We start from the raw sequence: 20,855 nt of genomic DNA on the forward strand, positions 1-20,855 counted from the left end.
CTTATTGTTTATATATTTACTTAACTTACAAATCCATGTCAAAACGAAAAATTCTTGTTACCAGTGCGTTGCCTTATGCAAATGGCCCTATTCATTTAGGTCATTTAGTCGAATACATTCAAACTGATATTTGGACCCGTTTTCAAAAGCAGCGGGGCAATGAATGTTATTTTATTTGTGCTGATGATACGCATGGAACCCCCATCATGTTAAGAGCTGATCGGGAAGGGATTACCCCAGAAGAATTAATTGCAGCGGTTGAAACCCAGCATCGGGCTGATTTTGACGAGTTTGGGGTGGAATTTGATAATTATCACAGTACCCATTCACCTGAAAATAAAGAAATATCAAGTTTAATTTATCAACGATTACAGGCGGCGGGGCATATTAGTTCACGAACAATTACCCAAGCTTACGACCCTGTTAAAAATATGTTTTTATCGGATCGTTTTATTAAAGGGGATTGTCCTAAGTGTGGTGCAAAAGACCAATATGGCGATGGTTGTGAGGTGTGTAGCGCGACTTACGCCCCCACGGATTTAAAAAATGCGGTCTCGGCTATTTCAGGCGCAAAACCAATTGAAAAAGAGTCGGAGCATTACTTTTTTGATTTAGCTAATTTTACCGAAATGTTACGCGACTGGACAAATGCAGGGCATTTACAAAAAGAAGTCACGAATAAATTAGCGGAATGGTTAGATGGCGGATTGAAACAATGGGATATTTCACGCGACGCGCCTTATTTTGGTTTTGAAATTCCTGATGCACCAGGAAAATATTTTTATGTTTGGCTTGATGCACCTATTGGCTATATGGCCAGTTTTAAAAATTTGTGTGATAAAAATGAACTCAATTTTGATGAATTTTGGCAAGTAGATTCAAACACCGAGCTGTATCATTTCATCGGTAAAGATATTATTTATTTTCACGCTTTATTTTGGCCAGCGATGTTAACAGGGGCGAATTTTAGAACGCCCAGTGCTATTTTTGCCCATGGTTTTTTAACCGTGAATGGCGAAAAAATGTCTAAATCACGCGGCACGTTTATTACTGCTCGAACCTATTTAGACCATTTAAACCCTGAATATTTACGTTATTATTTTGCAGCTAAATTGAGTAATGGTTTAGATGATATAGATTTAAATTTTGAAGATTTTAGCCAACGGGTTAATTCCGATTTAGTCGGTAAAGTCGTTAATATTGCGAGTCGCTGTAGTGGTTTTATTAAAAAACGTTTTGATGGGCAATTAGCTGCAGACTGTTGTGAACCTGAATTATTTGAAACCTTTGTTAATGCCAATGAATCGATTGCGACTCTTTATGAAAACCGTGAGTTTGGTAAAGCAATGCGTGAAATCATGGCATTAGCCGATAAAGCGAATCAGTATATTGATGATAAAAAACCTTGGCTGGTTGCTAAAGAAGCGGGAAGGGATCAAGAATTACATGCGATCTGTTCAATGGGGATTAATCTTTTTCGTCTTTTAGTCCTTTATTTGAAACCCGTTGTTCCTCTATTAGCAACCGAAGCCGAAACTTTTTTAAATATAGAGTCTCAAGCATGGGTAACGACTGTTCAGCCCTTAGTTTCGCATAAAATTAACGCATTCAAACCGTTAATGACGCGTGTTGATGCCGATAAAGTTGCGGCGATTGTTGAAGCCTCTAAAGAGAATTTAGAAAAAATTGAAGAACCGAAAGCAAAACAATTTGAACCCATTGCCGATGAAATAGAGTTTGATGATTTTGCTAAAATTGATTTACGCATCGCCAAAATTATCAAAGCGGAATACGTTAAAGGCGCGGATAAATTACTGCAAATAACGGTTGATATTGGTGATGAGCAACGTACTGTTTTTGCAGGGATTAAATCTGCTTATGCCCCCGAAGATTTAGAAGGGAGGTTGACTGTTGTGGTGGCGAATTTAAAGCCGCGTAAAATGCGTTTTGGACTGTCAGAAGGGATGGTATTAGCCGCAGGTGGTGGTGGTAAAGATTTATGGATATTAAGCCCAGATGAAGGCGCGGTTGCGGGAATGCGGGTCAAATAAAGTCAGACCTCAACGATTTTAAAATTTTTGAGATTTTATCAAATAGAGATAAATATGAAAATAGAAGCTCTGCGAATTAAAAACTTTAAAGCCTTTAAAGACGTTAAATTGGGCAATTTACCGACACTCGCTGTCTTTATTGGCGCGAATGGTACAGGTAAAACGACCTTATTTGATGTCTTTGGTTTTTTGCGCGATTCTTTACAAACGAATGTAAAAATTGCTTTGCAAAAACGAGGCGGGTTTAAAGAAGTTATGACGCGTGGAGAGTCTGGGGCGATTGAAATTGAAATTAAATTTAGAGAGGATTATGATGAAAAAACGCGTAGTCCCTTGGTTACTTATTCTTTAATCATTAGCTTAGAAAATAATCAACCTGTTGTTGAGCGAGAAATTTTAAAATATCGTAGAGGAAGGTATGGAAAACCGTGGCATTTTTTAGATTTTAGTCATGGTTCAGGGATGGCAATTACGAATGAAGACAGTTATGAAGATAAAGAATATAAGGAAGAAAAACAAGAGCAAACAATTGATTCACCTGATATTTTAGCCTTAAAAGGGTTAGGTCAATTTCAACGTTTTAAAGCAGCGAATAGTTTTCGTAAATTAATTGAAAGCTGGCATGTGTCGGATTTTCATATCGGTGAAGCGCGACCGAGTCAAGAGTCAGGCTATTCGGAACATTTATCAACACGCGGTGAAAATATGGCATTAGTCGCACAGTATTTATATGAAAATCATCGTGACTTATTCGAGACCATTTTAAAGAAAATGGCGCAGCGTGTTCCTGGCGTGTCTCATGTTGAGGCGATAAATACAGAAGATGGGCGTATTATTTTAAAGTTTCAAGATGGAACCTTTAAAGACCCCTTTATTGCCCGTTACGTTTCTGATGGCACAATCAAAATGTTCGCTTATTTATTGTTATTACATGACCCAACACCTCATCCTTTATTATGCGTAGAAGAGCCTGAAAATCAACTGTATCCCAATCTTTTTTGTGGATTAGTTGAGGAATTTAGAGATTATGCCGATAACGGTGGGCAAGTGATGATTTCTACGCATTCACCTGATGTGTTAAATCATGTTGAAATGGATGAAATTTTTTGTTTGCGTAAGACTCAGGGTGTGACTCATATTGAACGAGCAAGTAACAATCAGTTGTTGGTTGATTTAGCTAAAGAAGGTGATTTAGCGGGAGCTTTATGGAAACAAGGGTTATTTGATGGCGTGAACCTTTAAATGATGCTGATATTTTTATTAGAAGAATTATCGGCTAAGGCTTTGTTGGATGTTTTATTGCCTAATATTTTGCCTGAATCGGTGCAGTTCAAATGTATTCCGCATGAAGGCAAGCAAGATTTAGAGAAGTCTATTCCACGCAAATTAAAAGCATGGAAAACGCCAGACACCTATTTTGTGATTATGCGTGATAAAGACAGTGCCGATTGCATAAAAGTTAAACAGCATTTAATGGATTTATGTGAAGATTCTGGGCGTGATGATAGTTTAGTGCGTATTGCCTGTCATGAATTAGAATCTTGGTTTTTAGGTGATTTAACTGCGGTAGGGCAGGCATTTGGTCTTTCAAAATTAGCCGCTAAACAACAGAGTAGAAAATATAAACAGCCTGATAATTTAGCCAGTGCTTCAGAAGAATTAGCCAAATTGGTTAAAGGTTATCGTAAAGTGAGCGGAGCTGAAAAAATTGCCACTTATTTAAATATAAAAGAAAATAACTCGCCTAGTTTTAATTGTTTTATTAATGGTGTTTTAGCCTTAGCAGAAAAGAATGTTTAACCAAGAGCTGATAGCTTATAAATTAATTATGAAAATATTTTTCAGTTTTTGTTCCTCCATCACCCCCTAAATTATTAAACTTTAAATTAAGGAAATTACCCGATGAAATTTAGTCCATGTATTGATGAATGTACGCACGAAGGAAGTCATTGCAAGGGGTGCGGTAGACCCCATGATGAAGTCGCCGAAACCAAACAAATGGTAATGGCATTGGTTAATTATGCACGAACAAAAGCCTATCAAAATCCAGAGGAATTTGGGCCTGCGATTGGAAAAAGTATTTCAAAAAAACTGCAACAGTCCGCTTAAGAATGAATATTTAATAACGCTTAAATCTTATCTTTTATTTTCAGCCGTTATTAACCCCTAATTCTTTTAACAACCCGTTATTTAAAATATCGGAGGTATGGAATGGGACAAGAAATTTCTTTTTTTGAATTTTCGGACAATGATTTTATTTGTTTTCAACAAAAATTACAGCAAGAAACAGCACGATTAAAACAACGGGTTAAAAGTAAGGGTTTTTCTAAACGTGTACCTGTTGTAGGCTTTGAAATTGAGGCTTGGTTAGTTAACGACAACATGCAGCCAATGCCCATTAATGAGCGTTATATTGCCAATATGGATAACCCGCTCGTGTCGGCGGAATTAGCGCGCTTTAATGTTGAGTTTAATAGTGAACCTTTAGTTTTAACGGCGGATGTTTTTAGTCAAATGCAAACACAATTGCAAACGACTTGGAATACAGGGTTTAAGGAGGCTGAACAATTAAAGAGTCAATTACTGATGATCGGCTCTTTACCGACCTTAAAACAAGCGGATTTAACCTTAGATAATATTTCTAATTTGAACCGTTATTATGCGTTAAATCAACAAATTTTAACGACGCGTAATAAACCGATTGCTTTGGACATTAAAGGTCTGGAGCGGCTTAATTTTACGCAAAATAATGTCATGCTTGAGTCTGCGGCAACCTCATTTCAGCTTCATACTCAATTGCCGCTTACGATAGCCCATCATTTTTATAATGCGGCTCTTCTTTCCTCAGCCGCTATGGCCGCCGTCTGTGCTAATACGCCCTTTTTATTGGGTAAGGATTTATGGCAGGAGTCACGGATTCCATTGTTTGAGCAAGCAATTGATAGTAAAGAAGCTCAAGCTAGGTTTAAACGCGTTAGTTTTGGTTCAGGTTATGTCACACATTCAATTACTGAATGTTTTATTGAAAACCTTCAATACTTTCCTGTTTTACTACCTGACATTAAAGAATCCCCTACCGATGCCTTTGAGCATTTACGTTTACATAATGGAACAATATGGCGTTGGAATAGACCTTTAATTGGATTTGATAAGGATGGAACTCCGCATATTCGTGTGGAGCATCGGGTTCCTGCCGCAGGGCCTACCGTCATTGATTCCATTGCGAATGCGGCCTTTTATTATGGTTTAACCCAGAATTTATGTGATGAAATCATCGCAAATGGTACCCTCATTCCATTTAGTTATGCCAAAAAGAACTTTTATTCAGCGGCGCGTTATGGGTTAGATGCGCCTGTTGAATGGCTAAACTATAAAAAATATTCATTACACAACTTACTTAATCAAGAGTTGTTACAACGTGCAAGCCAAGGATTAGCAACTTTAGGGGTTGATCGGGATGAAAGTGATTTTTATTTAGAAATTATTCGTCAGCGTATTAAAAGCCGACAAACAGGGAGTGTATGGCAACGTCAATTTGTTCAAATTCAAGGGGCTGATTTCAAAACGATGACCCAACACTATTTAGCGAATCAGCAAATGGGTAAACCTGTAGGCACATGGAGTCTTTATTAAAATGTTACCGCTTAAACAATTGGATTATTTACCCGATGCACTATTAACAGCAACACCGCAAACATTGCATCAGTTTTTTCCACACCCCACGCTTATTCATTTATCAGGTAAAGACCCGCACCCCTTATTTGTCTCGATATTATTACATGGGAATGAAACCACCAGTTTTTTAGCCATTCAAGCGTTATTAAAAAAATATCGACAACAACAACTCCCACGAGCATTAACTATTTTTTTAGGGAATACGGTAGCGGCGAGTAAAGGGCTTCGGCGTTTAGATGGGCAAGCGGATTTTAATCGAATATGGCCAGGAACAGAATTAGCGGCGTGTGCAGAAACCCGACTCGCCTCTGAAATTTTTGAGATCATGAAGCGGCGTGATCTATTTGCAAGTATTGATATACATAATAATACCGGGTTAAATCCGCATTATGCTTGTGTCAATAAACAGGATGACCACTATTTACAATTAGCCCGACTTTTTAGTCGGCTGGTGGTTTATTTTTTACATCCTACGGGCGTGCAATCAATGGCATTTTCAACGTTATGTCCCGCCGTCACCGTAGAATGTGGACATTCTGGACAGCAGCAAGGAACGGATCACGCATTAGAATATCTTAATAGTTGTTTGCATTTAACAAAATTAGCCGATCACCCCGTATTACCTCAAGATATTGATTTATTTAATACCGTTGCGGTGGTTAAAATTTCGCCTAAACTAAAATTTAGTTTTGAGGATCGTAACGCGACTTTACTCTTAGATCCCGAAATTGAGCGAATGAATTTTACCGAAATTCCCATTGGAACACGCTTTGGAATTGTGAATCAAAGTGAAGACATTCCGCTTTTAGTTTTTGAAGAAAAAGGTCAATGTGTCACGGATAAATTTTTTACCCTAGAAAATAATCAGTTACTCATTCGCCGAAAAATGATGCCATCCATGCTAACTTTAGATGAACGGGTTATTAAGCAAGATTGTTTATGTTATTTAATGGAGCGTATTGATTTATGAAATTTTGGGAAACGAAAGCACTTGAGGAAATGACCACCGACGAATGGGAATCATTATGTGATAGCTGCGGTAAGTGTTGTTTAGTTAAGCTGGAAGATGAGGATACGGGGGATATTTATTTTACCCGTGTGGTCTGTAATTTAATTGAATTTAAAACCTGTCGTTGCAGTCGTTATTTAGAACGATGCACCCTCGTCCCTGAGTGCATTGATTTAAAACAAGATGCTAACTTTAAAAACTATACTTGGCTGCCAAAAACCTGTGCGTATCGACTCCTTGCCGATAATAAACCGCTTCCTTCTTGGCATCCTTTAATAACAGGGGATCCTTTAAGTGTCCGTGATGCAGGAGTCAGTATTCAAAGTTATGCCATTAAAGAATCCGAGGTGGATGATGAGGATTTAGAAGACTATATTATTGATTGGGATAAAAAAATTATCTAATCAAGTCATTACCAATCGTCTTTTTTTCCGCCATCATAGGATTTAGCTAACCGACTCTCAATTAAAATTTTAGCTAAATCACGGCGATCACAAAATACGCTGGCTAACAATCGACCGTATTTATCTTTTGTACTGACATTATACAAATGAATCGTGCCTGCCTTTTCAATCTCTTCGGTGGCAATCTCTTTCGCTTTAATCGCCTTTTTCTTAACTTTGGGGTTTTTATCTTTCATTTCAGGGGTATCAATTCCACGAAGCCGAATCCCCACAGGTTTTTTATCAATAGGGTTATGGCCCTTAACATAGGCAAAAAAAGTATCGCCATCATAAATCCGATCTATTTTTTTTACTTTGGTATGCCATATACAATTGGGTAATTTTTCAGGTAAAGGGTCTCGACGTTGAAAAAAATATTTAATGCCCTCGATAATAGCAAAAATAATAATAACAAACCCCGTTATTATATAAAGTGCGTAAAGCGGGTTTGCCTGTATTAAGACGGCAACGCCTAAAATGGTATCATTCATAATTTATGTGCATCATGTAAAACTAAACTGGTTAAGCGGGCGTTTAAACCCCATTTTATTTTTTATCGGTTTCAGGGGGGGTTATCATTACTCATGTTATGAGCGTTTCACAGAAGAAAATTTAAATTCTAAAAAATTAGGGTATTTATACGGTTTAACCCCACTTCAAAATGAAGTGTCGTTACCAAACTACTTCCGTACATGCTAATATACTAACTTTATAAACTTTCTGGAATAGCCCTTCGTGAACTCTTTTTATTTAAAATTATTCGTTGCCTTTATTTTTTCTATTCTCTCACTGACGAGTCAAGCAGAATCCAAAACAGATAAAAAAGAGGCGGCCGTACTTCAACTTCCTGCTGAGATTAAGCCGTTACTGCTTGAAGAAATGCAGCAGTTACAGCAGGGTATGATGAATTTGATTCCAGCCGTTGTCAGTGGAAACTGGGAAGAAATTACTCATATAGCTAAAAAAAATGCAACACAGTTATATCATGAAACAAAAATTAACACCTGAGCAGATGCAGGCATTACATAAAAGTTTACCTGCTGCGTTCATTCATTTAGATCATAACTTTCATCGTTCTGCGGGAATGTTAGCGCATGTGGCGGAAGAGAAAAAAATGGAACTGGTCAATTTTTATGTTTATAAATTAACGGAAGCCTGTGTGCAATGCCATACCCATTATGCTCAACAAAAATTTCCTGCGTTGAGTCAGGTGAGTAAACCAACAAAACATCATTAAAAACGCGAATACCGATTAACCACGTTTACCTGATTTGAATTATAGGTTGTCATTATTTTAACATTCAAGCGATTTATACCCCTAACTTGGGTCATCGAATAGGTTCATACCCGCGATTAAAATCGCGGTTTTGTGCGCATGGAGTCTAGGTTAAAAATAACGAGGTCTTGTGTGAGATTATTGTTAACGCGATTAATCTTCAAAGACATCCGCACCTTCGGGAAGAATAAAAACAAAAGCTTTATCCTCTAATTTAGGGTTTATTTTAACCTCAGAGAAATAAATTCGAGTCAACTGTCCAAAATTATCATTCAATTCCATCACCGCTAAAACCCCCCTCATTTAACCCCATTAAAATATATTTAAAGCTGGTTTCTTCATTTTTAGGAATGAGTTTTATCCATGATAAACCCTCATTTTTTCCTTGCGCTTCAAGATTAAACTCCTTATCAATATTAACTTCACCACTTAATAATAAAGCAGGCGTAGACCCCATTGACTTATCTAATTTTTTAATCGTCACTTGTTCTAAATCCGCATCATAAAACCAGACTTTTCCTGCATTAGAAACGATTTCTTGAATAAAAGGTTTTTGATAGACCCAACGAAATTTTCCTGGACGGCTTAAGGTAAACAAGCCTTCACTGGTTTGTTTTATTTTATTATCCTTATCGAAAACAACTTGTTTAAATTTTGAGGTCAGGGTTTGAGAATTGGCTAAAAATTCTTTTAATTGTTTAATCGGTTCTTGTGCCATCACAACATTAAAAGGCAAAAGGAAGGTAATAATTAAAAATAATTTTTTCATAAATTTGAGTCGCTAAAAAGCTAGGTAATTTCGTTAAGAGAAAAAAGTGATCGACAACTATTACACAAAAGTAGATAAGATTTAAATTTATTTTTAAAAATTTGAGACCCGCGCGTGAGCTGTTTTTGATTTCTGGGCAATTACCCTAAAATAGACTAAAAAGGCCTAATTAGTCGGATAACGTTTAAAGTATAAGAATTAGGCTTATAATATCGTTTTAATAGAGTGGGGGCATCATCTAAATTTTAAGCCCTATTTTTTTACGTTTAACCTTTATAATTATCATTATGTCAAAAGCTCCTCATGTTGGATTTATTAGCCTCGGTTGCCCTAAAGCTCTGGTCGATAGTGAACAAATATTAACTAAATTACGTGTTGAAGGCTATCAAGTCTCAGGGACTTACGAAGAAGCCGATTTGGTGATTGTAAATACGTGTGGCTTTATTGATGCGGCGGTTGAAGAATCGTTGGAAAGTATTGGGGAGGCGATGGCTAAGAATGGTAAGGTTATTGTCACGGGCTGCTTGGGAAGTCGTGAGGATGAAATTAGAGAAAAATACCCTCAAGTGTTAAAGGTGACAGGGGCTCATGCAGCGGATGAGGTTCTTGACGCGGTTCATGAAAATTTAGCTCGACCTCACGCCCCTTTCTTAGATTTACTTCCCCCCCAAGGCGTTAAATTAACCCCCGATCATTATGCCTATTTAAAAATATCAGAAGGTTGCAATCATCGCTGTAGTTTTTGTATTATTCCTTCATTACGCGGTGATTTGGTGAGTCGTCCCGTGGATGATGTCTTATTAGAAGCTCAACGATTAGCCAATGCGGGGGTCAAAGAGTTATTAGTGGTTTCTCAAGATACCAGTGCGTATGGTTTAGATTTAAAGTATCAATCACGTTATTGGCAAGGCAATAAAATTGAGAGTCGTTTTTATGATTTAGCGGCGGCTTTGGGCGATTTAGGAATTTGGGTACGAATGCACTATGTTTACCCTTATCCCCATGTTGATAAGGTCATCCCCTTGATGGCAGAAGGTAAAATACTCCCCTATTTAGACATTCCGTTTCAACATGCAACAAGTCGGATTTTAAAATCCATGAAACGTCCCGCTGCCACAGAGAATAATTTAGAACGAATTAAAGCATGGCGTTCTATTTGTCCTGATATTACGTTACGCAGCACCTTTATCGTGGGTTTTCCAGGTGAAACAGAGCAGGATTTTGACGAATTATTAGGCTTTTTAACCGAAGCTCAATTAGACCGTGTGGGTGCATTTGCCTATTCACCTGTAAAAGGGGCGGTTGCAAATGAACTGCCTAATTCGGTAGCCGAAGAGGTCAAACAAGAACGGTTGCAACGTTTTATGGCGCATCAAGCAACGATTAGCGCAGCGCGTTTACAACAGCGTATAGGGTCTTTTGAAACCGTGTTAATTGATGAGGTTGTTGAAGAGGGGGCGGTTGCGCGGAGTCACGCGGATGCCCCCGAAATTGATGGGCAAGTTTTTATTGATGGGGCAACGCATTTACAGGTCGGTGAGTTTGTTGATGTGGTGATAGAAGACGCGGATGACTATGATTTATGGGCGCATTTACCGTCTGATTAATAACCCGATAATTCAATAAATTATTTTTTGTCATGGGTAGCGATCAATGCTTTTTCTCATGACATTATTTTAAAAATTAACTTTATCTGTTTAGCTGAGATATGGGAACAAACTAAAATTATTTTCTAATGAAACCACGTGTATACATGAAATTTTTATTATTCATAATGCTTATTTTACCTTCGATGGCATTCTCACATCAGGGAAGGACAGATGCGGATGGTTGCCATAATGATACTATAAGTAATCTTGGCTATCACTGTAATTATAATATTTCTGTGTCAACCGAACCTGTTAATTTAGTAACATTCAATCCATCTGTAGAGTTTAATCCGCCGATAACCTCTGAACCCTCTGTAGAATCTAATCCACCGATAATACTCGAAGATCCTATAATTTCGGTCGTTAGGACTACGTTACCGATACAAGCTTATGATTGGTCTGTAAGTGAATGGAATAATTGTCCAGGTCATGGGGGAAGTACACATAGAAAGGTGTATTGTAAAAATTCAATAGGAGAAGCCGTTAATGATTCTTATTGTTCAAAAGTTAAACCGTTATCCATATCTATTTGCAAAATAAGTACTTGTGACATAACGCCTTATTCACCCCTTCCAAGACCTAGTAAAAACTGTACTGTTCTACGCTCAAAGGTTGCTTACTTAACAAGCTCATACGATGGTAATACCGCTCATTTATCCTGTGTTTATACATCAAAAGGTATCTTTGATATTAAATTAACGTTAGTCAACGGCAGTTTTAATGTTGTTGTGTTGAATAAAATGGCTACCAATTTAAGACGGGACATCCAGCAATTTCAAAGGGTTAGAAAACACACGCTTTCGACTATTTCTAGGAAGCGGTAACTCGCCCATTTCATTCAGTAGCCATGAAAACAAGTCTGGAAACTCGGTATCAAATAAACGCATGGCGGCGGTTGTGCCATCCTCACGTTTGATTCCGTAGTTATGAATGACCGTCAACGCGTTTAATCGCTTTTTATTCAAACCTCGCCCATTGCGATACATTTGCGATAAACAGCCATTTCGCCCTTCCACCGCAGATGAACTGCGTTGAAACTGCCTTGCCATATGCTCCGCCAATGTTAGCCATCGCTGCATTTCACTGATTGATAACTTTGCACTAAATGGGTCTGATTTGAGCTTATCAGACGCGGTTTCCCAAGCTTTTCGATAGTTTTCCTTTGACCTGCGGCTTTTAGTTTGTTCCATTTTCTGATGCCAATAAACAACGGGTAATAATGTTGTGGTCAACCAATATTCGGTATCCGCATCAAGCCCCAAATTTTGCAAGGTTTCGCGTACCCAAAGCCACCAAAAACTGATGGATACCGCTAACGGTTTTATTTGATTACGAAACTTTTTCATCACGCCTTTATGATCGTTAATCCCTTGTTTTTCCGCTATTTTTTCAAAGGCTCGCGCTCTTAACTCTAGCAACTTCTCAACCTGTTCCGCATCGTTTCTACGACTATCATTGAGTGAAAAAGGATGAACTTCATCCGCAATCCCTTGTAAGTTTTCGTGATAATCTGTTTGTATTTTTTGGCTTCTTCAAGCTCTTTTTCAGCCGTTATCCGTGTTGTTTTAAGTCCAATAATTTTCTGCATCGTTGCCGTTTTAGAAACAGTAGACTCTGCGGTTTGCGCTGCTTGCCGCTGTTTTTCAGCCCTTGCTGCACGCCTGCCGATTTTCGCGCCTAACCAGCGACTCATATCTTGTTGAGCATGAAAAATATCTGCCCCCGATTCGCACTTAAACCCCGTCACTGCCATTTTTATCAACGCCTTAGCGCGATCACTAATCGCATGATTAACCTCAATGCCTAATGATTCTAATCGTGGCGAAACCTTTTATACCAAGTATCGTAGCACCTATCATCGCTAATATCTTCCAACAAAAGATAGCCAGAACGTAAGTCCATTAAAACTAAAATCATAAAGTTGCCGAAAAAGTCTCATCCAGCCCAGCAACAACTTTACGTGTTTGTTTTTTCACACTTTTTCGCATTCTTGCTGAAACTGCGGCAATAAGACTTCCATTTTATTGATTTGAGTCCTGCAGTGCGTCGGGTGATACGCCCACATGGGTGTCAATCCGTATCATTTTAAAAAACAGCGATAAAGTCTCTGCACCTACGCCTGCCTTTAATCCAAAGACATACAAGGCGGAAAACACCATTAATCTTTGCCAAGAACTACCTGCCTCGGTTTCCCATAATGATGATTCAGGATGTCGATTTCGCTTTGTTTGCGCTTGACGATGACGATGCACACTGCTTTTTGAGCGACCAACAATTGAAGCTAAGTTACGAACAGTTTGCTTGCCTGTTGTTGTAATTTCAGCGATAATTGCGTGACTAGCTGCGCGTATTTTCTGTGTTGTTCTGTTTTTTTAGTCATTAACCTATGATACAAGAATATCGCAGTTAGTTCTTTATTTTGTCCCGTCTTAAGTTGGTAGCCAATAAAATAGAGCAATGTGAAAAATATAGTGCGAACTATTCATTTTTAACTCGTATGCTAACTATCTTTGACATTCGTATTGATAGTGAAAGCTATAGAGCCTCATTTGAGCAAAATAATTTTGGGGGACTTGATTTATTTTATTCACAAAACATTATTGCTAATCCTGAATTAACATTAAATTATAATCGGGATGATTGGGGCGATTGGATAGATGAAAATAACGACTGTCAGAATACTCGGAATGAGGTTTTAGCTACATTTAATGAAATTACCCCAAATAATTGTACGGTATTAACAGGACAGTGGTTTGGTCCATATACTCAAAAAGTTTTTTTTAATGCAAGTGATATTGATATTGACCACATTGTTCCCGTTTCGTATGCTCATAATCACGGAGGGGCTTATTGGTCTAAAGAATTAAAGCAACAATTTTATAACGATCAAGAAAATTTATTAGCCGTTTCTAAATTAGCAAATACAAGTAAAGGAAATAAACCCCCTACTGAATGGATGCCTGCTAATGGTAACTATGCTTGTCAATATGTTGATACTTTTTTATATATCGTTGATAAATATCATTTAAATTTATTAAATGAGGAAAGAAATACTATAACCAGTCAATGTACTAATTAAGTCTCTTTCTTGTTATGTACAGCAATTAATGTGCTTTCTTACCGCTTTATTTTAAAATTATTTTAATTTTTTTATTCGAGGAAAAATTTATGTTAAATCAAAATGAGATAGCCCCGTCGTTTCAAAGTGTTAACCAGAAAAATCAATTAATAAACTCAACCGATTACTTGGGGAAAAAAAATATTGTTCTTTATTTTTATCCGAAAGATGATACCCCAGGTTGTACGATTGAAGCCAATGATTTTACGGCATTAGCGGATGAGTTTTCTAGTTTAGAGACAGTCGTTATCGGGGTTAGTAAAGACTCGTGTCAAAGCCATCAAGCGTTTATTGATAAATTTTCGTTAAATCTGGAATTGTTAGCGGATACCTCGGGGGCGGTTTGTGAGGCTTATCAAGTTTGGCAAGAAGTTGAAAAAGAAGGCGTGAAAAAAATGAAAATTGTCCGCTCAACCTTTGTTATTGATAAAAAAGGCCAGTTAGCGACCGCTTTGTATGCCGTCTCTCCTGACTCTCATGCACAGAAAATACTGGAAATTGTTAAATCACTAGCCCGTTAATAATACCGACGGCACTATTGGTATAATATGGGCGTAACGATTTTTTTTTACGCCCGTATTGGTTAACGATTAACGTCGCTGTTGTTTGGCTAGATACCCGTCGGCCTTTACGGGGATAACCTCGGGGATAAGTACAGCCCCTAATTCAGCCATTGCTTTGTGATAAACCTTACGTTTAAAGTACACCACATCTTTTAAGGGATGCCAATAATCTACCCACCGCCAATTATCAAATTCAGGGGTGGGACTGCAATCAAAGCGAACATTCGACTCTGATGAAGTAAGCCGTAATATAAACCAAATTTGTTTTTGCCCGATGCAAAGAGGGAGTGAATTTTTGCGAATGAAACGTTCTGGCAAATTATAGCGTAACCAATAACGGGTTCGACCAAGCAACTCTACATGCTCTGATTCAAGCCCTGTTTCTTCCCATAATTCACGATACATTGCCGTTTCAGGATCTTCATGGTCATCAATTCCCCCTTGTGGAAATTGCCAAGAATTAACCCCCTTTCGTTTCGCCCAAAACACACAACCATTATCATTACAAAGGATAATACCGACATTAGCACGGTAACCTTTTGAGTCAATCATGTTAAAACCTATTGTGTTTCCTTATTAATGTTTTTAGTGCTACTCAATACTAAAGTCATTAATAAATGTTAAATTTATGGCATCATTGTTCCATAAATAAGGTCGTGATGCTATGACCTTTCTTTTTTTATTTTTATGACACAGGTTCTTTAATGAGTTTAGCGATCTTTGATTTAGATAATACATTGATTAGTGATGATAGTGATTATCTTTGGGGGCAGTTTTTAGTTGACCAAGGTCTTGTTGATAAAGACTATTATGAAGCAGAAAATGCCAAGTTTTATGATGATTATAAGCGAGGGGATTTAGATATTACTGAATTTTTACATTTTTCATTGAAGCCATTATCTCAACACCCTTTTGAACAGCTTTTAATTTGGCGCGAGCAATTCATGCGCGAAATTATTCAGCCTGTCTTATTAAAATCAGCCCAAGCACTGGTTGATAAACATCGCAGTAGAGGCGATACTTTATTAGTGATTACCGCAACCAATCGTTTTGTAACCGAATTAATTGTTAAGCACTATGGTATTGATAATTTATTAGCCACCACGCCTGAGTTTAAACAGGGGCGCTATACGGGGGAAGTTGAGGGTATTCCTTGTTTTCAAGAGGGGAAGGTGCTTTTACTTGAGGAATGGTTAAAAACCTCACCAGAAACATTGGCAGGCAGTTTTTTTTACAGTGATTCACATAACGATTTACCGTTACTTAATAAGGTGGATTATCCTATTGCGGTTGATCCCGATGAAAAGCTTCATGCGGCGGCAACCCAGTCTAATTGGGATATTATTAGTTTGCGGTCTTAAGGCTTCTAACGGAATATGACAAAATATGCTAGGGTGCATAAAAGAAGACTCGTGTACCCTAGTTGGTATTTAAAATGACACGTTATTCGTGTTTAGTCTTAGTGATTGGGTGCTTGATGCTTCGCTTTAATGTTGATGCCCCTGTCCATGTTCTTGAGCAAATACCCGATAGCTGCAGCCATCACATTCCATCATTACTGTTTTTTGAGAGTCTAATAAGCTCTCAACATTGTTATCTAATAATTGGTAAATTTCAGCTTCAAAACCTAAATAAGAGCCTAAGACGAGTCGCGTTTGTGGGTATTGTTGTTGTAAATAACCAAATTGCTCACTGATTCGTTTAATTAACGTCCCCGTAAATAAATAATAAGGTTGAATGACAATTTGTTTCATTCCAAGTTTAACTTGTCGCTGAATCACGGTTTCTAAGCGCGGATAAGTAATGCCTGTAAACGCAATATCAATCAGCTCATGATCGGTTTCTTCCCATAACCAACGGGCTAATTTTGCAATTTCACCATTTGCCACTTTATCCGATGACCCGCGCCCTAAAATAATAACCCCCGTTGTTTTGGGATCGGGCATCGCAATTTTAGCCATTAATTGCATCAGTCGCCGTCTAAGTAAGGTTAGCATCGCGCTATTAACCCCTAAATGCTTACCATAATTAAACTCAACTTGAGGATGACGTAACCGTGCCTTATCTAAATGCTCAGGAATCTCCATTTTTACATGACCCGCTGCATTTAAGATCAAGGGGATGACTAAAACACGTTCCGAATTTTTGGCCGCATTATCAAAGCCTTCATCTAATAAAACGGTTGCAAATTCAATAAAACAAACTTCAATCCGCCAATCGGGGTGTTGCTGTTGCCAGTGATTGGCAAACTCGTCTATTTCAACATTACCTTGTGAATCTCGTGACCCATGACCGACTAATAAAATCGTTGCTTTCAATTTTTTATCCCTTATTAAGTTTTAATAGCGTTACGAAACCGATGGCTAAACTCTGCATCATATAGTTTCGATTTTTTTAAATTTTTCCAATCACGCGCCCCTAATGTAGGACTGGCAATAATCATCGCTTGGCTGTTAATCTTTGCTTTTTGACAATCATCACGAATGGTCGCTAATGTGCCGCGAATAATTTTTTCTTCATTCGGCCAACTGGCTTTATAAACCACGACAATAACCGAATCTTCAGACCACCCAGCGATTAACAATTCATCTTTTATTTTTTTTAATAACGTGATGGATAAATACAAGCATAAGGTGCAATGATGCGCGGCAAGTTCGCGTAATGACTCGCCTTGTGGCATAGGCGTTCGCCCTTCAACTCGACTAAAAATAACGGTTTGAGTGACTTCGGGTAAGGTCAATGTTTCAATGGCCGCCGCCGCCGAGGCCATTGCGGAAGTCACTCCAGGAACCACTTCGATTGCAATGCCTGCCTTGTCTAAAGGTTGCACCATTTCAATTAAGGCCCCATACAAACTGGGGTCGCCTGTTTGTAGTCGAATTACATGGGCATTTTCAACGGCATGATGAATTAACCAATCTGTAATTTCTGTTAGCGTCATCCCTTTGGAATCTTGAATCTTACAGCTTTCTTTTGCCCATTTCATTGCCGCATCGGACACTAACGAGCCTGCAAATAAAATCGCATCCGCCTCACTGATTAAACGTTGGCCTTTAAGTGTTAATAATTCAGGATCACCTGGCCCTGCACCGACAAAATATATTTTTTTCATTTGAATAGTTTAGCGTGTTTCACATTAAGGGTAAAATTTGCGGCAATAGTTTCTTATTGGTTGCTAAAATTTGTTTAGGAAAAACGCCCTCATTCCCCTTGAAATCCGTAATAGTTCCGCCTGCTTCAGTAACAATCAATACGCCTGCGGCAACATCATATAAATTTAATTCTTGCTCCCAAAAAGCATCCACTTGACCATCGGCGACCATACATAAATCCATCGCTGCTGAGCCAAAACGCCGTTGTCCTGTGGTTTTTTGGGCAATTCGACAAAAACGCGCTAAATTATTATCGTCTAAATAACTGCGTAAACAAGCAAAACCTGTCGCAACCATTGAGTTTCCTAAGTCAGCTTCAGGCGAGACTCGTGTAATGTCGCCATTTTTCCAAGCCCCCTTCCCTTTTTCTGCACAATAATAATCATCCACTGTGGGAACATAAATCGCGCCAAAAACAATTTCACCGTTAATCTCTAAAGCGACACTAATGGACCAAAAATATTGTGACTTGGCAAATGAATGCGTCCCATCAATCGGGTCAACAATCCAACGCTGATTTTGGTCGTCTGTTTGTCCGCTTTCTTCTCCCCAAAAACCAAATTGAGGGTATTCTGTGGTTAATTTTTCTTTTAAAAACTGTTCAACCGCAACATCGGCATCGGTTACAAAATCACGCGGAGCTTTTTGGTGAATTTCAGTTTTTTTTAAATCATTAAAATAAGTTAAGGCGAGTGCGCCGGCGTCTCGAATAATTTTTTCGAGTACGTTAAGCGAAATAGACATGATTAAGTCCTTGATAGTTAAAAATTAAATAATAAGTTTAAGCGATAACGTAATTTGTTACGCGTATTTTTTATCTGTTATCTTAGGGAATTGTTGGTGATTCGTTTATGAAGATTATTAGGGCTTAAATAGTGTTAATGCGGTATAATTTTTTTTCACAAAACATTATGCCTTTTCTTTTTTAAACATGTCCTTTAAGCTCATTTATGGAACTTTTTGTATTTCTTGATCTTGATGATACTGTTTTTCAAACACAGCGTAAATGCCCCCCTAATACAGTGATTACCCCCGCCACTTTTTTAAAGGAAGGATCAACGAATTCTTTTTTTACGAAAAAGCAGCAGCATTTATTTAATTTATTAAAGGCAAATACGCGCTTAATTCCCACCACGGGACGTGATTATGCATCGTTTTTACGGGTGCCTAGTATTCAAACCTTTGATTATGCCATTATTAATTATGGCGGCATCATTTTAAACGCAGAGGGTTCTGTTGATAAGGCTTGGTTTAATCTAATCGCATCAAAAATTAACCCGCTGTTATCGGAATTGAAAACCCTAACAAAGTATGTTGAAACGATGGCCAAGACGCAATCAATTCCTTTAAAAATTCGTTTAGTGGCTGATTTTGGGTTAACGTTTTATTTATCCATTAAACATCACGATCGTGATCCCGAGGTTTTAAAGGCGGTCTCGAATCAAATTATCAAACCCTATCTAAACGCGCAACAATTAGATTTTTATTGTCATTTGAATGATAATAACCTCGCCGTGTTCCCCCAGTTTTTAAATAAAGCCCCCGCGGTTAGTTATTTGCTGCAACAATTTAATCAAACGTATGCTAATTATTTATCTTTTGGCGTGGGCGATAGTTTGACTGACATGCCCTATATGCAATTGTGCGATTATTTTATTACCCCGACGAATAGTCAAATTTTGCAGAAAAAATTTTTGGGTTAAATGCTTGTTAACGGGTTTAGGTCATGAAATGTTAAAGAAGTCCCCCTTAATTCCTGGTTTTTATGGAAAACTCCCCATTTTAGATGATTTTATTTTTCAGCATTTACCTAATGAGTTTGTTGAACCTTGGGCTAATTGGTTACAACACTCAATTGCAGCCAGTAAACAGACATTAGGGGTGAACTGGCTCGATATTTATTTAGCCTGTCCAATCTGGCGTTTCGCATTGACACCGGGCTTATGTGGTGAAACGGGTTGGATGGGGGTCATTATACCGAGTGTTGATAAAAAAGGGGGCTACTTTCCTTTAACCCTTGCCCTTCCTGTACCTGTGAAAAATGATGACCCCGTTTTACTTAGTTTGAATAATACGTGTTATTTGGAGTTAGAAAAAATTGCCTTAACCGCACGGGAAAATAAATTAGATGTCGCCTCAATAGAGCAGTTACTCATTAATATTTCAACGGTTTCTGTTTCAACCTTATTAACGAAAACGCGTAAACATAAAAAACATACGCCTTTTTCGCCTGCACATAGTTTATGGTCCATTCAATCCTCCGATAACAATCAGAATGAATCATTAATTTTTAAAGGCTTTCCGCCTGTGACTGAATTTTCAAATTTATTACGGTGTCGTTGGTCCAAAGAACGTAAGTTAGTAAAAGCGCAGAATAAGTCTAATAATCCTCAAGAAAAATTACATTTATTTAATCAGAAATATCCGAGCAATAGGATTACGGTGGGGAATGACACGCCAAAAAATAACAGGTGGCAGTCCTATGCTGAAACCGATAAAGGAAATCGAAGGCATTATAATCAAGATGCGTTTTTAGACCGTCCTGACTTGGGTTTATGGGTTGTCGCGGATGGAATGGGCGGGCATTTAGCGGGGGATGTCGCTAGTCGGATGATTATTCACCAAATGAATGCACTCGTTTTCAACGATGATTTTAACGCGCGTATTGAACTCACCCAACAATGCCTGCAAAAAGTTAATCAAACCTTACGCTATTTTGCAAAGAAACTCTTTGCAGGACAAACCATTGGCAGTACTGTGATTGCTTTATTATCGGATGGGGAAAATTTTGCTTATATTTGGGCGGGGGACAGTCGAGTCTATCGTTTACGAGATCAAAAATTAGAGCAATTATCGCAAGATCATAGTGATGAAAGTTCATCCTTCGCTAAAAAAAGTCATGTGATTACCCGTGCAGTCGGTGCATTTAATACCTTAGAACTAGACTTATCCCTTGTTAAGGGACGTTCGGGGGATAAGTTTTTATTGTGCAGTGATGGCTTAGATAATGAGGTTTTTAGTCATGAAATTGAACATGCGTTAAATAATAATAATTATCAAGGCAGCGTTGATCGGTTAATTAAATTAACGCTTGCACGCGAAGCGAAAGATAATGTAACCGTGTTGGTTGTTGATGTTTTGTAGAGAATG

At 38.0% G+C, this 20,855-nt stretch carries 25 protein-coding genes; 15 read left to right on the top strand and 10 right to left on the bottom strand.

Annotated features, from left to right (window positions below):
* Positions 1-35 precede the first annotated feature (35 nt).
* The 7 genes from metG to Q9M50_05610 all read left to right on the top strand — a co-directional run bounded on the left by metG (position 36) and on the right by Q9M50_05610 (position 7,139).
* Complete coding sequence (metG, locus tag Q9M50_05580; protein MDQ7090101.1) at positions 36-2,051, top strand: methionine--tRNA ligase; 2,016 nt, start codon at positions 36-38, stop codon at positions 2,049-2,051.
* Positions 2,052-2,105: 54 nt separating this feature from the next.
* Complete coding sequence (locus Q9M50_05585; GenBank protein ID MDQ7090102.1) at positions 2,106-3,293, top strand: AAA family ATPase; 1,188 nt, start codon at positions 2,106-2,108, stop codon at positions 3,291-3,293.
* Positions 3,294-3,851 (top strand): DUF4276 family protein, encoded by a 558-nt coding sequence (locus Q9M50_05590; GenBank protein MDQ7090103.1) that lies wholly within the window; start codon positions 3,294-3,296, stop codon positions 3,849-3,851. It abuts the gene before it with no gap.
* Between the two features lie 102 nt (positions 3,852-3,953).
* Positions 3,954-4,160: a DUF1289 domain-containing protein gene (locus Q9M50_05595; GenBank protein MDQ7090104.1), complete on the top strand. Its 207-nt coding sequence runs from the start codon at positions 3,954-3,956 to the stop codon at positions 4,158-4,160.
* Between the two features lie 102 nt (positions 4,161-4,262).
* The gene (locus Q9M50_05600) at positions 4,263-5,684 is read left to right on the top strand and encodes a glutamate--cysteine ligase (protein MDQ7090105.1); all 1,422 of its coding nucleotides are present in this window, start codon (positions 4,263-4,265) and stop codon (positions 5,682-5,684) included.
* Position 5,685: 1 nt separating this feature from the next.
* Entirely contained in the window at positions 5,686-6,696 is a 1,011-nt protein-coding gene (locus tag Q9M50_05605) for a M14 family metallopeptidase (protein MDQ7090106.1), read from the top strand.
* Entirely contained in the window at positions 6,693-7,139 is a 447-nt protein-coding gene (locus Q9M50_05610; GenBank protein ID MDQ7090107.1) for a YcgN family cysteine cluster protein, read from the top strand. The genes Q9M50_05605 and Q9M50_05610 overlap by 4 nt, the downstream gene beginning before the upstream one ends.
* An 8-nt stretch (positions 7,140-7,147) precedes the next feature.
* On the opposite strand, the gene Q9M50_05615 is transcribed toward Q9M50_05610, so the two are convergent.
* Entirely contained in the window at positions 7,148-7,669 is a 522-nt protein-coding gene (locus Q9M50_05615) for a thermonuclease family protein (protein MDQ7090108.1), read from the bottom strand.
* A gap of 244 nt (positions 7,670-7,913) precedes the next feature.
* Between Q9M50_05615 and Q9M50_05620 the strand changes: the two genes are divergently transcribed.
* Both Q9M50_05620 and Q9M50_05625 read left to right on the top strand, forming a co-directional pair.
* Complete coding sequence (locus tag Q9M50_05620) at positions 7,914-8,186, top strand: hypothetical protein (protein ID MDQ7090109.1); 273 nt, start codon at positions 7,914-7,916, stop codon at positions 8,184-8,186.
* On the top strand, positions 8,164-8,415 hold the full coding sequence (locus Q9M50_05625; GenBank protein ID MDQ7090110.1) for a hypothetical protein: 252 nt from the start codon (positions 8,164-8,166) through the stop codon (positions 8,413-8,415). The genes Q9M50_05620 and Q9M50_05625 overlap by 23 nt, the downstream gene beginning before the upstream one ends.
* 192 nt (positions 8,416-8,607) lie before the next feature.
* Here Q9M50_05625 and Q9M50_05630 read toward each other — a convergent pair whose 3' ends face one another.
* Together Q9M50_05630 and lolA are read right to left on the bottom strand one after the other, a co-directional pair.
* Positions 8,608-8,739: a hypothetical protein gene (locus Q9M50_05630; protein ID MDQ7090111.1), complete on the bottom strand. Its 132-nt coding sequence runs from the start codon at positions 8,737-8,739 to the stop codon at positions 8,608-8,610.
* Entirely contained in the window at positions 8,723-9,223 is a 501-nt protein-coding gene (gene lolA / locus Q9M50_05635) for an outer membrane lipoprotein chaperone LolA (protein MDQ7090112.1), read from the bottom strand. The genes Q9M50_05630 and lolA overlap by 17 nt, the downstream gene beginning before the upstream one ends.
* Before the next feature lie 287 nt (positions 9,224-9,510).
* Here lolA and rimO point away from each other — a divergent pair, with 287 nt between their 5' ends.
* The gene (gene rimO / locus Q9M50_05640; GenBank protein MDQ7090113.1) at positions 9,511-10,830 is read left to right on the top strand and encodes a 30S ribosomal protein S12 methylthiotransferase RimO; all 1,320 of its coding nucleotides are present in this window, start codon (positions 9,511-9,513) and stop codon (positions 10,828-10,830) included.
* 794 nt (positions 10,831-11,624) lie between these two features.
* Here rimO and Q9M50_05645 read toward each other — a convergent pair.
* The 3 genes from Q9M50_05645 to Q9M50_05655 form a co-directional block, all read right to left on the bottom strand.
* Positions 11,625-12,290 carry a DUF6399 domain-containing protein gene (locus Q9M50_05645; protein ID MDQ7090114.1) on the bottom strand — a complete coding sequence of 222 codons (666 nt, stop codon included), beginning with the start codon at positions 12,288-12,290 and terminating at the stop codon, positions 11,625-11,627.
* Positions 12,284-12,625, bottom strand: a complete 342-nt coding sequence (locus Q9M50_05650) for a hypothetical protein (protein MDQ7090115.1) — start codon at positions 12,623-12,625, stop codon at positions 12,284-12,286. The genes Q9M50_05645 and Q9M50_05650 overlap by 7 nt, the downstream gene beginning before the upstream one ends.
* A gap of 268 nt (positions 12,626-12,893) precedes the next feature.
* Positions 12,894-13,124 carry a hypothetical protein gene (locus tag Q9M50_05655; protein ID MDQ7090116.1) on the bottom strand — a complete coding sequence of 77 codons (231 nt, stop codon included), beginning with the start codon at positions 13,122-13,124 and terminating at the stop codon, positions 12,894-12,896.
* Positions 13,125-13,369: 245 nt separating this feature from the next.
* On the opposite strand from Q9M50_05655, the gene Q9M50_05660 reads away from it, so the two are divergent.
* Both Q9M50_05660 and Q9M50_05665 read left to right on the top strand, forming a co-directional pair.
* Positions 13,370-13,951 carry a DUF1524 domain-containing protein gene (locus tag Q9M50_05660; GenBank protein ID MDQ7090117.1) on the top strand — a complete coding sequence of 194 codons (582 nt, stop codon included), beginning with the start codon at positions 13,370-13,372 and terminating at the stop codon, positions 13,949-13,951.
* An 89-nt stretch (positions 13,952-14,040) separates the two neighbouring features.
* Positions 14,041-14,511 (top strand): peroxiredoxin, encoded by a 471-nt coding sequence (locus tag Q9M50_05665; protein MDQ7090118.1) that lies wholly within the window; start codon positions 14,041-14,043, stop codon positions 14,509-14,511.
* 69 nt (positions 14,512-14,580) lie between these two features.
* On the opposite strand, the gene Q9M50_05670 is transcribed toward Q9M50_05665, so the two are convergent.
* Positions 14,581-15,105 carry an RNA pyrophosphohydrolase gene (locus tag Q9M50_05670; protein ID MDQ7090119.1) on the bottom strand — a complete coding sequence of 175 codons (525 nt, stop codon included), beginning with the start codon at positions 15,103-15,105 and terminating at the stop codon, positions 14,581-14,583.
* 152 nt (positions 15,106-15,257) lie between these two features.
* On the opposite strand from Q9M50_05670, the gene Q9M50_05675 reads away from it, so the two are divergent.
* A complete protein-coding gene (locus tag Q9M50_05675) occupies positions 15,258-15,914 on the top strand; it encodes an HAD family hydrolase (protein ID MDQ7090120.1) in 657 nt (218 codons plus the stop codon).
* Between the two features lie 126 nt (positions 15,915-16,040).
* On the opposite strand, the gene Q9M50_05680 is transcribed toward Q9M50_05675, so the two are convergent.
* The 3 genes from Q9M50_05680 to Q9M50_05690 are packed head-to-tail and all read right to left on the bottom strand — an operon-like array spanning position 16,041 to position 18,449.
* Positions 16,041-16,871, bottom strand: a complete 831-nt coding sequence (locus Q9M50_05680; GenBank protein MDQ7090121.1) for a sirohydrochlorin chelatase — start codon at positions 16,869-16,871, stop codon at positions 16,041-16,043.
* Between the two features lie 14 nt (positions 16,872-16,885).
* Positions 16,886-17,665 (bottom strand): precorrin-4 C(11)-methyltransferase, encoded by a 780-nt coding sequence (gene cobM, locus Q9M50_05685; protein ID MDQ7090122.1) that lies wholly within the window; start codon positions 17,663-17,665, stop codon positions 16,886-16,888.
* Positions 17,666-17,684: 19 nt separating this feature from the next.
* Positions 17,685-18,449 (bottom strand): inositol monophosphatase family protein, encoded by a 765-nt coding sequence (locus Q9M50_05690; protein MDQ7090123.1) that lies wholly within the window; start codon positions 18,447-18,449, stop codon positions 17,685-17,687.
* A gap of 206 nt (positions 18,450-18,655) precedes the next feature.
* On the opposite strand from Q9M50_05690, the gene Q9M50_05695 reads away from it, so the two are divergent.
* Together Q9M50_05695 and tagF are read left to right on the top strand one after the other, a co-directional pair.
* On the top strand, positions 18,656-19,408 hold the full coding sequence (locus tag Q9M50_05695; GenBank protein ID MDQ7090124.1) for an HAD family hydrolase: 753 nt from the start codon (positions 18,656-18,658) through the stop codon (positions 19,406-19,408).
* Positions 19,409-19,436: 28 nt separating this feature from the next.
* Entirely contained in the window at positions 19,437-20,849 is a 1,413-nt protein-coding gene (tagF, locus tag Q9M50_05700) for a type VI secretion system-associated protein TagF (GenBank protein MDQ7090125.1), read from the top strand.
* Positions 20,850-20,855 lie beyond the last annotated feature (6 nt).

The sequence above is a fragment of the Methylococcales bacterium genome, assembly GCA_030949405.1.
Taxonomy (GTDB): Bacteria; Pseudomonadota; Gammaproteobacteria; order Methylococcales; family Methylomonadaceae; genus WTBX01.

Bases quoted from the DNA above. Each gene is read 5' to 3' on its own strand.
- rimO (MDQ7090113.1), top strand. From the start codon at position 9,511: ATGTCAAAAGCTCCTCATGTTGGATTTATTAGCCTCGGTTGCCCTAAA.
- Q9M50_05585 (MDQ7090102.1), top strand. From the start codon at position 2,106: ATGAAAATAGAAGCTCTGCGAATTAAAAACTTTAAAGCCTTTAAAGAC.
- Q9M50_05615 (MDQ7090108.1), bottom strand. From the start codon at position 7,669: ATGAATGATACCATTTTAGGCGTTGCCGTCTTAATACAGGCAAACCCG.
- Q9M50_05675 (MDQ7090120.1), top strand. From the start codon at position 15,258: ATGAGTTTAGCGATCTTTGATTTAGATAATACATTGATTAGTGATGAT.
- metG (MDQ7090101.1), top strand. From the start codon at position 36: ATGTCAAAACGAAAAATTCTTGTTACCAGTGCGTTGCCTTATGCAAAT.
- Q9M50_05650 (MDQ7090115.1), bottom strand. From the start codon at position 12,625: ATGGCAGTGACGGGGTTTAAGTGCGAATCGGGGGCAGATATTTTTCAT.
- Q9M50_05610 (MDQ7090107.1), top strand. From the start codon at position 6,693: ATGAAATTTTGGGAAACGAAAGCACTTGAGGAAATGACCACCGACGAA.
- Q9M50_05595 (MDQ7090104.1), top strand. From the start codon at position 3,954: ATGAAATTTAGTCCATGTATTGATGAATGTACGCACGAAGGAAGTCAT.
- lolA (MDQ7090112.1), bottom strand. From the start codon at position 9,223: ATGAAAAAATTATTTTTAATTATTACCTTCCTTTTGCCTTTTAATGTT.
- Q9M50_05605 (MDQ7090106.1), top strand. From the start codon at position 5,686: ATGTTACCGCTTAAACAATTGGATTATTTACCCGATGCACTATTAACA.
- tagF (MDQ7090125.1), top strand. From the start codon at position 19,437: ATGTTAAAGAAGTCCCCCTTAATTCCTGGTTTTTATGGAAAACTCCCC.
- Q9M50_05670 (MDQ7090119.1), bottom strand. From the start codon at position 15,105: ATGATTGACTCAAAAGGTTACCGTGCTAATGTCGGTATTATCCTTTGT.
- Q9M50_05600 (MDQ7090105.1), top strand. From the start codon at position 4,263: ATGGGACAAGAAATTTCTTTTTTTGAATTTTCGGACAATGATTTTATT.
- cobM (MDQ7090122.1), bottom strand. From the start codon at position 17,665: ATGAAAAAAATATATTTTGTCGGTGCAGGGCCAGGTGATCCTGAATTA.
- Q9M50_05695 (MDQ7090124.1), top strand. From the start codon at position 18,656: ATGGAACTTTTTGTATTTCTTGATCTTGATGATACTGTTTTTCAAACA.
- Q9M50_05660 (MDQ7090117.1), top strand. From the start codon at position 13,370: ATGCTAACTATCTTTGACATTCGTATTGATAGTGAAAGCTATAGAGCC.
- Q9M50_05690 (MDQ7090123.1), bottom strand. From the start codon at position 18,449: ATGTCTATTTCGCTTAACGTACTCGAAAAAATTATTCGAGACGCCGGC.
- Q9M50_05625 (MDQ7090110.1), top strand. From the start codon at position 8,164: ATGAAACAAAAATTAACACCTGAGCAGATGCAGGCATTACATAAAAGT.
- Q9M50_05665 (MDQ7090118.1), top strand. From the start codon at position 14,041: ATGTTAAATCAAAATGAGATAGCCCCGTCGTTTCAAAGTGTTAACCAG.
- Q9M50_05590 (MDQ7090103.1), top strand. From the start codon at position 3,294: ATGATGCTGATATTTTTATTAGAAGAATTATCGGCTAAGGCTTTGTTG.